Annotated in this window: 11 protein-coding genes; 3 read left to right on the plus strand and 8 right to left on the minus strand. The window is 66.7% G+C overall.

Annotated features, from left to right (window positions below):
* Positions 1-169: 169 nt before the first annotated feature.
* A complete protein-coding gene (locus LGM71_RS05860; protein ID WP_226114225.1) occupies positions 170-1,186 on the minus strand; it encodes a zinc-binding alcohol dehydrogenase family protein in 1,017 nt (338 codons plus the stop codon).
* Positions 1,187-1,309: 123 nt separating this feature from the next.
* Between LGM71_RS05860 and LGM71_RS05865 the strand changes: the two genes are divergently transcribed.
* Together LGM71_RS05865 and serB are read left to right on the plus strand one after the other, a co-directional pair.
* The gene (locus LGM71_RS05865; protein WP_226114226.1) at positions 1,310-2,251 is read left to right on the plus strand and encodes a LysR family transcriptional regulator; all 942 of its coding nucleotides are present in this window, start codon (positions 1,310-1,312) and stop codon (positions 2,249-2,251) included.
* A 189-nt stretch (positions 2,252-2,440) separates the two neighbouring features.
* Entirely contained in the window at positions 2,441-3,286 is an 846-nt protein-coding gene (gene serB, locus LGM71_RS05870) for a phosphoserine phosphatase SerB (protein ID WP_059606921.1), read from the plus strand.
* Positions 3,287-3,370: 84 nt separating this feature from the next.
* On the opposite strand, the gene LGM71_RS05875 is transcribed toward serB, so the two are convergent.
* From LGM71_RS05875 to rimO, 4 genes are all read right to left on the minus strand, one after another.
* Positions 3,371-4,555, minus strand: a complete 1,185-nt coding sequence (locus tag LGM71_RS05875; RefSeq protein ID WP_226114227.1) for a cystathionine beta-lyase — start codon at positions 4,553-4,555, stop codon at positions 3,371-3,373.
* A 113-nt stretch (positions 4,556-4,668) separates the two neighbouring features.
* Complete coding sequence (locus tag LGM71_RS05880) at positions 4,669-5,211, minus strand: hypothetical protein (RefSeq protein ID WP_174913034.1); 543 nt, start codon at positions 5,209-5,211, stop codon at positions 4,669-4,671.
* Positions 5,212-5,321: 110 nt separating this feature from the next.
* Positions 5,322-6,248, minus strand: a complete 927-nt coding sequence (locus LGM71_RS05885; RefSeq protein ID WP_226114228.1) for a sugar kinase — start codon at positions 6,246-6,248, stop codon at positions 5,322-5,324.
* A 3-nt stretch (positions 6,249-6,251) separates the two neighbouring features.
* The gene (gene rimO / locus LGM71_RS05890; RefSeq protein ID WP_151050565.1) at positions 6,252-7,613 is read right to left on the minus strand and encodes a 30S ribosomal protein S12 methylthiotransferase RimO; all 1,362 of its coding nucleotides are present in this window, start codon (positions 7,611-7,613) and stop codon (positions 6,252-6,254) included.
* A 281-nt stretch (positions 7,614-7,894) separates the two neighbouring features.
* Between rimO and LGM71_RS05895 the strand changes: the two genes are divergently transcribed.
* Positions 7,895-8,149: a hypothetical protein gene (locus LGM71_RS05895; RefSeq protein ID WP_059537455.1), complete on the plus strand. Its 255-nt coding sequence runs from the start codon at positions 7,895-7,897 to the stop codon at positions 8,147-8,149.
* 355 nt (positions 8,150-8,504) lie between these two features.
* Here LGM71_RS05895 and phaR read toward each other — a convergent pair whose 3' ends face one another.
* From phaR to LGM71_RS05910, 3 genes are all read right to left on the minus strand, one after another.
* A complete protein-coding gene (phaR, locus tag LGM71_RS05900; RefSeq protein WP_124629398.1) occupies positions 8,505-9,071 on the minus strand; it encodes a polyhydroxyalkanoate synthesis repressor PhaR in 567 nt (188 codons plus the stop codon).
* A 118-nt stretch (positions 9,072-9,189) separates the two neighbouring features.
* A complete protein-coding gene (locus tag LGM71_RS05905; RefSeq protein ID WP_059606930.1) occupies positions 9,190-9,930 on the minus strand; it encodes a 3-ketoacyl-ACP reductase in 741 nt (246 codons plus the stop codon).
* A 119-nt stretch (positions 9,931-10,049) separates the two neighbouring features.
* The coding region (locus LGM71_RS05910; protein WP_226114229.1) for an acetyl-CoA C-acyltransferase at positions 10,050-10,561 on the minus strand (512 nt) is incomplete at its 5' end.

Consider the following 10,561-nt stretch of genomic DNA (forward strand, 5'->3'; position numbering starts at 1 on the left):
GGCATGCAATGCGCCGCAAACGCATCGGGTGTTACCCCGCTTGCGTTCGCGAAGCCGTATCCCGTACGTGCGATGCCGGCGCTCAAGAAAACGCCGGGCCGCCTCGCGTCTTCCGCCCCGAAGGAAGTCCCTTCGGGCGCCCGGCGCAAAGCGACAGGTTCGGGGGCACTCAGAAGCCGCTCAGCACCAGCTTGCCGATCGCGCGCCCGGCCTCGAGCAGTTGGTGCGCGCGCCGCAGGTTCGCGGCGTTGATCGTGCCGAGCTGCTCGCCGAGCGTCGTACGCAGCGTGCCGCCGTCGACGAGCCTCGCCACCTCGCTCAGGATCTTGTGCTGCTCGATCATGTCCGGCGTCTCGAACATCGCGCGCGTGAACATGAACTCCCAGTGAAACGCGGCGCTCTTCGCCTTCAGCAGCTCGACGGGAATCGGCTTCTCGTTCTCGACGATCGTGCAAATGCCGCCCTGCGGCCGGATTACTTCCGCCGCGGCAGAGAAATGACGATCCGTGTCGTTGAAGATCAGCACGTAGTCGACGTTCGCATGACCGATCTCGCGCAGTTGCGCAGGCAAGTCGCCGAAATGGTCGACCACGTCGTCCGCGCCGAGCGAGCGCACCCATTCGGCCGACGCCGGCCGCGACGCGGTCGCGATCACGTGCAGCTTGCCGAGCGTCTTCGCAAGCTGGATCGCGATCGAACCCACCCCGCCCGCACCGCCGATGATCAGCACCGACTTGCCTGCGTCCGCGCCCTGCGGCGACACGCGCAGCCGGTCGAACAGCGCCTCCCACGCGGTCAGCGCGGTGAGCGGCAACGCAGCCGACGCCGCGAAATCGAGCGAGCGCGGCTTGATCGCCGCGATCCGCTCGTCGACCGTGTGGAATGCGCTGTTCGCGCCGGGGCGCGTGATGCTGCCCGCGTAGAACACCTCGTCGCCGGGCCGGAACATCGTCACCTCGGCACCGACCGCCACGACCGTGCCGGCCGCGTCCCAGCCGAGCACGCGCGGGGCCTCCTCGACCTGCGGCTTCGGCGCGCGCACCTTGGTGTCGACCGGGTTCACGGAGATCGCCTCGACCTTCACCAGCAGGTCGCGCGGGCCCGGCACGGGTTGCGGCAGTTCCACGTCGACGAGCGCCTGCGGGTCGTCGATCGGCAGATAGCGGGTCAGTCCAACAGCTTTCATCACGAAACTCCTTCAGGGAAATCGGGCGGGCTGCGGCGCAGCCCCATGCATGTCATCGTAGGCGGCCCGATCATTCGAGAAAACCGCTATATTTCCTGAAACATTTTCAGGAATTTCAGAATAATGACGTCCGATCCGATTCCAGCCCCCGACAAGCCGCTCGACCTGCTCGACGTCGGCCTGTTCGTGCGTGCGGCGCTGCTCGCGAACGTGAGCGCGGCCGGACGCGAGTTCGGCGTGTCGGCCGCGGTCGCAAGCGCGCGCATCGCGCAGCTGGAGCGCCAGCTCGGCGCGCGGTTGCTGCATCGCACCACGCGCCGCATCAGCCTCACGCAGGACGGCGAAGTCTTCATGGCCCGCGCCGAGGCGCTGCTGTCGGCGGCCGACGCCGCGCGCGCGTCGGTCGGCCACGGCCGCAGCGAGCCGTACGGACGGCTGAAGGTGTCGATGTCGTCGTCGTTCGGCCGCCAGCACGTCGCGCCCGTGATTCCCGCATTCCTGCGCCGCTACCCGTCCGTGTCGCTCGACCTGCGGCTATCCGACGAGGTCGTCGACCTCGTCGACGACGGCTACGACGTCGCGATCCGCCTCGGCGCGCTGAAGGACTCGACGCTGGTCGCACGCAAGCTCGCCACCAACCGGCGCGTGCTGTGCTGCTCGCCCGCGTATCTCGCCGAACACGGGACGCCGCGCCATCCGGCCGATCTCGCGCAGCACGAATGCGTGATCCTCGGCGACCAGCGCGACTGGTCGTTCGTCACGCCGCAAGGCCCGCTCACCGTGCGGGTCGGCGGCCGGCTCGTCGCGAGCAACGGCGAGGCGATCCGCGAAGCGCTCGTCGACGGCTTCGGCATCGCGATCAAGTCGACCTGGGACGTCGGCCCGCTGCTCGCGAGCGGCGCGCTCGTCACGGTGCTCGACGATTACCCGTTCGCGAACGACGTCGCGATCTGGGCCGTCTATCCGAGCCGCGCGCACGTGCCGCTCAAGACGCTCGCGTTCATCGCGTTCCTGGCCGAACACTTCGGCGATCCGCCTTACTGGGATCGCGCGGATGAACGATAGGCGCCATCCCGTGAGCGGAGCTCGCGGCGGCGCCGGACGGGCATCCGCGGCGATCCGGTCGCGCCCGGACACCAACCGGCTACAATGGCGCGTTCGCGACGCGATGGCCCGACGCCGGACGGGGCCCGCGTTCGCAGGCGGCCGCATGCCGGCCGCGCACGCGTTTCATTCGCTTCCAATCATTCCGTCATGACCCACAACCTCGTCATCCAGAGTCTCGCGCCGTTGTCGGACGCGCATCACAAACCGCTGCTCGCGCTGTCGCGCGGCACCCGCATCGTGCAGACCGACGATCACGCGCTGCGTATCGAAAACGCAAACCCCGCGCAGCGGCTCGACATCGACGCGTACTGCGGCACGCACGCGCTCGACTTCGGCTTCGTCGAAGCCGGCCGTACGCTCGGCGAGTTCGGGCTCGTCGTGATGGACATGGATTCGACGCTGATCACGATCGAATGCATCGACGAGATCGCCGATTTCTGCGGGCTGAAGACGCAGGTCGCAGAGATCACCGAGGCATCGATGCGCGGCGAGATCCGCGACTTCAACGAAAGCCTCACGCGTCGCGTCGCGCTGCTCGCGGGGCTCGATGCGCAGGCGCTCGAGCGCGTGTACGAGGAACGGCTGCAATTGTCGCCGGGCGCGGAGACGATGCTCGCCGGCGTGAAGGCCGCGGGACTGAAAACGCTGCTCGTGTCGGGCGGCTTCACGTTCTTCACCGAGCGCTTGAAGGCGCGCCTCGGCCTCGACTACGCACACGCCAACACGCTCGAGATCGTCGACGGCAAGCTGACCGGCAAGGTGCTCGGCGAAATCGTCAACGCGGACGTGAAGGCGCGCATGCTGCGCGATACCTGTGCATCGCTCGGCCTCGAGCCGCGCCGCGCGATCGCGATGGGCGACGGGTCGAACGATCTGAAGATGATGGCCGAAGCCGGTTTGTCGGTCGCGTTCCACGCAAAGCCCGTCGTGCGCGACGCGGCCACCGTCGCATTCGACCACGTGGGTCTCGACGGGTTGCTGCGGCTGTTCTGATTTCCGGTCTGCGCACACCGCCCATGAAAAAACGCCCGCGCGATGTTGCATCGCGCGGGCGTTTCGTTTTCCGCTTCGGTTCCGTTATCGGCCGAGCGTAGCCTGCAGCGCGCGCTCGATGTCCGCACGCAGGTCGGCTTCGTCTTCAAGACCGACATAGAAGCGCACCAGCGTGCCGCGATGCGGCCACTCCGCACGCATCGACGCCACGTCGTAAGGCATCGCGAGGCTGCATGCGCCACCCCAGCTCCAGCCGATCGCGAACAGCTCGAGCGCCTCGACGAAACGATCGATCTGCTCGCTGCTGTAGCGCTCATCGAACACCACCGAGAACAGCCCGCCCGCGCCAGTGAAGTCGCGCACGAACGATGCGTGCCCCGGACAGTCGGGCAACTGCGGATGCAGCACGGCCGCAATCTCCGGGCGCGCCTTCAGCCATTGCGCGAGCGCGAGCGCGCTCTTGCCGTGCGCGTCGAAACGCACCTGCATGCTCGGCAGGCTGCGCAGCACGAGCGAGCAATCATCGACCGAGACGCCGATCCCGCAGCGCATCCGTGCGAGCTTCAGTTGCGCGTGCAGGTCCGCGTTCGCGGTGATGGTCGCGCCCATCAGTACGTCGCTGCCACCCGATTGATACTTGGTCAGCGCCTGCACCGAGATGTCGACCCCATGCTCGAACGGCTTGAACGCGAGGCCGGCCGAATACGTGTTGTCGATCGCGGTGACGATGCCGCGCGCCTGCGCGACCGTCGTGATCGCGCGCACGTCGGGCACTTCCATCGTCACCGAGCCCGGCGCCTCGATCCAGATCAACCGCGTGTTCGGCTGGATCAGGTCGGCGATGCCGGCACCGACGAGCGGATCGTAGAAGCGCGCGACGATGCCGAAATCCTTCGCGAGCCAGTTGCCGAAATCGGCGTTCGGCCCGTAGACGTTGTGCGGGATCAGCACGTCGTCGCCCGCCTTCACGATCCCGAAATAGACGTTCATGATCGCCGCGAGGCCCGACGGCTGCAGCAGCGCGTGCGTGCCGCCCTCGATCTCGGCGAGCCGCTGCGCGAGCGCGAGCGACGTCGGCGTTGCGTGCAGTCCGTAGCGCCACTGGTTGTCGTTGTGCCAGACCAGCGCGCGCATGGTCGCGAGATCGGGGAACACGACCGTCGATGCACGCTCGACCGGTGGGACGAACGAACGGAAGCCTTCCGGAATGATGTCGTCGGGTTGAACGATGCGGGTCTGGAGTGCGCGCTTCGAAGTGGATGCAGTCATGGCTGGAGACCGGGGGAAAGGCCGTTCGGTTGCGGAATATGTCGCTAGAGTAGCCAAAATCGGCGCGCTTGGCCCGGTACAATGCGCGCCGCGCGCACCGAGCCAGCGCGCGCTCAGTTGGTGGTGCGCAGGTCGACGATGCCGCCGACCGTCTCGATTTCCCGTACGCGGCCGTCGCGCACCTGCAGCGCCGCGCGCTTGCCCGGCGCCGGGCGCAGCACGACGGGTTGCGGATCCGATTCGTCCGAGTTCATCCGGTCAGCCTTCAGGTCGCCCGTCGCGTCGAAGCGGCCGATCCACACGCCCGTGATGTTCGTGCCGTCGTTCGATTCCTCGATTTCGAGCGTGTCTCCGTCGCGATCGCCGGCGAGCAGCACCACCTCGCCCGTGTCCGCGAACTGGTATTCGCCGTGCACGCCTTCCTCGTCCGTCTTCGGCCCGAGATGCACGACGATCGGCCGGTCGCCGAGGGTGCCCTCGTAGCGCGGCAGGCGGGCGAATTCCGGATTCGGCCGCAGCGGCCGCGCGGGCGCCGCTTCATCCTGCTGCGCGCCCGGTGCGACGGCCTGCGCCGCGGCCATGCCCGGCATCGCGAGGCCCGCCGCCAGCACACTGGCGATCACCAGCGCCCGTTGCCATTCGGAATATCGACCCACCTTGTGTTGCTCCTTGCTTCAGATTCGCTCAAAAAACGCGGCGGCATGCTGCCTGCCGCCGATGGTCATCGTCACGTACGCGAGGCCACGACCGGCACGCGTGAGCCGCGTCAGCCCTGCATCAGGCGTTCCACCGCCTCGCGCAACGGAATCGGCGCGACCGCGCCGTAACCCGTCGTCGACAGCGCCGCCGCCGCGTTCGCATAACGCGCGGCCGCGAACGGATCGTCGCCCGCGACGATCCGTGCAACGAACGCGCCGCCGAAGCAGTCGCCCGCGCCCGTCGCGTCGACGGCCTCGACCGCGAAGCCCGGCACCACCCGCCGTTCGTTCGGGGTCGCCACGTACGCGCCTTCCTTGCCGAGCTTCAGCGCGACGACCCGAGGCCCGTGTTCGAGCATCGCATCGACGATCGCGTCGCGATCGTTCGCGCCCGTGAGCGCCGTGACGTCGTCCCAGCTCGGCAGGCAGATGTCCGTCTGGCGCAGCGCTTCGCGCATCACCGCGCGGGCGCGCGGCAGCGGCCACAGCTTCAGGCGCAGGTTCGTATCGAAGCTGACCTGCGCACCGTTGCTGCGCGCGTGATCGATCGCCGCGAACGCGGCGTCGCATGCGGCCGTGCTGATCGCGAGGCTGATGCCCGACAGGTGCACGGCCTTCGCCGCCGCCAGCGCATCGAGCGGCAGGTCGGCCACCGCATAGCGGCTCGCCGCCGAGCCCGCGCGCAGATAGTCGAACTGGTGACCCTCAGCGCCGTGCGTGACGAAATACACGCCGGTCGGCGCCGCGCAGTCGATCCGCACGTACGTCGTGTCGACGCGCTCCGCCGTCCACATGTCGGCCAGCAAGCGGCCGAACGGATCGTCGCCGATCGCGGACACGAAGCCCGTCGACGCACCCTGGCGCGCCGCGGCGATGCAGAAGTTCGACGTGTCGCCGCCGAAGCCCTGCAGGAACTCCGGACGCCCCGGCTGCGACTGGTTGAATTCGATCATCGCCTCGCCGAGCGCGAGGATCTGCGGAAACGCAGCGGTCATCGCTTAAACCTCGCCCCACAGGTCGTGGCCGTCCGCGCCGGTGATCTTCACCGACACGAAATCGCCGACCTTGTAGCGCTTCGACGCCTTCATCGCCGGTTCGACGTAGACGACCCCGTCGATCTCCGGCGCATCCGCCGCCGTGCGGCCGATGCCGCCTTCCTCGCTGACTTCGTCGATCAGCACCTTGAGGGTCTTGCCGACCTTGCGCTGGATGCGCTGCGCCGACACTTCCTCGGCGACTTCCATGAAGCGCGCGCGGCGCTCTTCGCGAACGTCGTCCGGCAGTGCGCCGTCCAGGTCGTTCGCCGTTGCGCCTTCGACCGGCGAATAGGCAAAGCAGCCGACGCGATCGAGTTCCGCCTCGCGGATGAAGTCGAGCAGCGTTTCGAACTGCTCTTCCGTCTCGCCGGGGAAGCCGGCGATGAACGTGCTGCGGATCGTCAGGTCCGGGCAGATCTCGCGCCACTTCTGCACGCGCTCGAGCACCTTCTCGGCGTTCGCCGGGCGCTTCATGCGCTTCAGCACTTCCGGATGCGCGTGCTGGAACGGCACGTCGAGATACGGCAGCACGTGGCCCTTGAACGGGCCTTCGGCCATCAGCGGAATGACTTCGTCGACGCTCGGATACGGATACACGTAGTGCAGGCGCACCCATGCACCGTACTGCGCGGCGAGTTCGCCGAGCGCGGCGACCAGGTCGGTCATGCGCGTCTTGATCGGCTTGCCGTTCCAGAAGCCCGTGCGGTACTTCACGTCGACGCCGTACGCGCTCGTGTCCTGCGAGATCACGAGCAGTTCCTTCACGCCCGACTTGAACAGGTTCTCCGCTTCGAGCATCACTTCCGCGACCGGGCGCGACACGAGGTCGCCGCGCATCGACGGAATGATGCAGAACGTGCAGCGGTGGTTGCAGCCTTCGGAAATCTTCAGGTACGCATAGTGGCGCGGCGTGAGCTTGATGCCGGCGGCCGGCACGAGGTCGACGAACGGGTCGTGCGGCTTCGGCAGATGCGAGTGCACGGCCTGCATCACTTCACCCACCGCGTGCGGGCCGGTGACGGCGAGCACCTTCGGGTGGACTTCCTCGATGAGGTTCGAGCCGCTGGCACTCGACTTCGCGCCGAGGCAGCCGGTGACAATCACCTTGCCGTTCTCGGTCAGCGCTTCGCCGATCGCGTCGAGGCTTTCCTGCACGGCCTCGTCGATGAAGCCGCAAGTGTTGACGACGACGAGGTCGGCACCGTCGTAGGTGCCGGAGATTTCATAACCTTCGGCGCGCAGTTGGGTGATGATTTGTTCGGAGTCGACGAGCGCCTTGGGGCACCCGAGCGACACGAAGCCTACTTTGGGGGACTGGGACATCTGGAATGTGGGGGGCGTGGCGGCAAAAGCGTGAGTTTACAGCTATTTATGGGTCAGCGAGGCAAAACCGGCGATCAAGACGCCGTGAATGGCGCCCTCAATACGCAGCGCGCGCAGGCGCATCGGACCGCCACCGGCGGCTGATCCAGCCCTTTCAGACCGAGATGCTGAAACGATGGGCACGATCACCGCACGTCATGCACGACAATCGCCCCGGCCTCACTCCGCCCCTATGCGAAAATCGCTGCATCCGCTCCCTTCACTTACCCAATGGGGTTCGCATGACCACCCACATCACGATCGAATTCACCGAGCACGCCGCCGAGACCATCGGCGAGCAGACCAGCACCAGTTTTTCCTATGACCAGGGCGCCCACGTGCCGCAGCCGGGCGACTTCGTCGAACTCGAGAATTCGCGGCAGACGTTTCTCGTGATCGGCCGGGTGTTTTCGCTGAAGGCGAACTACTGCGCAGTGAAGCTCGTGCTCGACCTTCCTCCCGCAGACGATCACCAGGATTTCGATCCGGCACTTTGAGGTAAGCCGGCGAACCGCGGGCGCTTTGCCGCTGCCCGTCATCACAAGGTCCGGCGCAACGGCGATCGGCCGCAATGGCACAAACGCACGCCATGAGGCGCGACACGCCCGGGTATCGATTCGCTGATGACTGTCTGGATGAGGTCGGGGCGACCAGATCACGATCATGCCCGCCCCCACGCGAGGGTACGGGCATTCGGTGCCGACGATCAGGAGCGACCGTCGGCAACATCTTGCGGCAGCGGCCATCGTCGTGCCTGGGCACACGATCGGCCGCATCGCACCGCCGCGCGTCGCGGCGCCAAACCTGGCGCCGGGCGGCGGGTGCCGCCGCGACCGGCCTGCCGCGCACGCGTTACTTCTTCTCCGGCTCCGGCGCGCCCGGTTGCTTGAACGGGAACGTGCTGAACATCGACTTCGCCTGGCTCTGCATCTGCTCCTGCATCTGCACGAACATGTTCTTCGACTGCTCGATGTAGCTCGTCATCATCCCTTGCATCATCGGCGCCTGCATGTTCATGAACTGCGACCAGACTTCCGGATTCATCGCGTTGCCTTCGTACAGGTTCTTCGATTGATCCGCGAGCTTGTTCTGGATGTCGATGAACGCCTGGATGTTCTTTTCCAGATACGTTCCCATCATGCCCTGCATCGCATGACCGTAGAAACGGATGATCTGCGACAGCATCGACGACGAGAACATCGGCACGCCACCGCTCTCTTCCTCGAGGATGATCTGCAGCAGGATGCTGCGCGTCAGGTCCTCGTTGGATTTCGCGTCGACGACCTTGAAGTCCTCCTGTTCCAGCACGAGCTGCTTGACGTCGGTCAGCGTGATGTACGTGCTCGTCTCGGTATCGTAGAGCCGGCGGTTCGGGTACTTCTTGATGAGCCGCTCGGCCGTTTTCTTTGTAGTAGTCATGTAACGCCTTTCGGTGCAGCGTAGCGCAAGTGACAAATCCCCGCCTCCCGGATCCGGGAGGCGGGGGCCTTCGGAAACGCCAGGCCGCGCGGCCGCAGCGGCGCGCGCAGCCGGACGTTCAGCCCATATGCAGGCCGCCGTTCAGCGAGAAGTCGGCGCCCGTCGCGAAGCCGGAGTCATTCGACGCGAGCCACGCGACGATCGAACCGATTTCCTCCGGCCCGCCGAGACGACGCACCGGGATCGTCGCGACGATCTTCTCGAGCACGTCCGGCCGGATCGCCTTCACCATGTCGGTGCCGATGTAGCCGGGCGACACGGTGTTGACCGTCACGCCTTTCGTTGCGACTTCCTGCGCGAGCGACATCGTGAAACCGTGGATGCCGGCCTTCGCGGTCGAGTAGTTCGTCTGGCCGAATTGCCCCTTCTGGCCGTTCACCGACGAAATGTTGATGATCCGGCCCCAGCCACGCTCGACCATCCCGTCGATCACCTGCTTCGTCACGTTGAACAGGCTCGTCAGGTTGGTGTCGATAACGGCCGTCCAGTCTTCATGCGTCATCTTGCGGAACACGACGTCGCGCGTGATGCCCGCGTTGTTGACCAGCACGTCGATCTCGCCGACTTCGGCCTTGACCTTGTCGAACGCTGCCTTGGTCGAGTCCCAGTCGCCCACGTTGCCTTCCGACGCGATGAAATCGTAGCCGAGCGCCTTCTGTTCCTCGAGCCATTTCACCCGGCGCGGCGAGTTCGGGCCGCAACCCGCGACCACCTTGAAGCCGTCTTTCGACAGACGCTGGCAGATGCTGGTGCCGATGCCGCCCATCCCGCCCGTTACGTACGCAATTCGCTGAGACATAAATCTCACTCCATTTTTTGGTTTCGAGAGCCGCCGGAGGCCCCCTCTGACTTCACGTGCGCCGGCCGAAGCCGCAATCGGCCGGCGCACGGATTGGTTTGGCAGTGACCGACGAGCCGTTACGGACGTTCGACCGCGAGCGCGACGCCCATCCCGCCGCCGATGCACAGCGACGCCAGCCCGCGCTTCGCATCGCGCTTGACCATCTCGTGCAGCAGCGTCACCAGGATCCGGCAGCCCGACGCGCCGATCGGGTGACCGATCGCGATCGCCCCGCCGTTCACGTTCACCTTCGACGTGTCCCAGCCCATCTGCTTGTGCACCGCCAGCGCCTGCGCCGCGAATGCCTCGTTGATTTCCATCAGGTCCAGGTCGCCCGGCGTCCAGCCCGCACGCTCCAGGCAGCGGCGCGATGCCGGCACCGGACCCATGCCCATCACGCTCGGATCCACGCCCGCGTTCGCGTATGCCTTGATCCGCGCAAGCGGCGTCAGGCCCAGTGCTGCCGCCTTCTGCGCCGACATCACCAGCACCGCCGCCGCGCCGTCGTTCAGCCCCGACGCGTTCGCCGCCGTCACCGAGCCGTCCTTCGAGAACGCCGGCTTCAGCCCCGCCAGCGATTCCGCCGTCA

Origin of the sequence: Burkholderia sp. AU33545 (assembly GCF_020419685.1) — a bacterium.
Lineage (GTDB): Bacteria > Pseudomonadota > Gammaproteobacteria > Burkholderiales > Burkholderiaceae > Burkholderia > Burkholderia diffusa.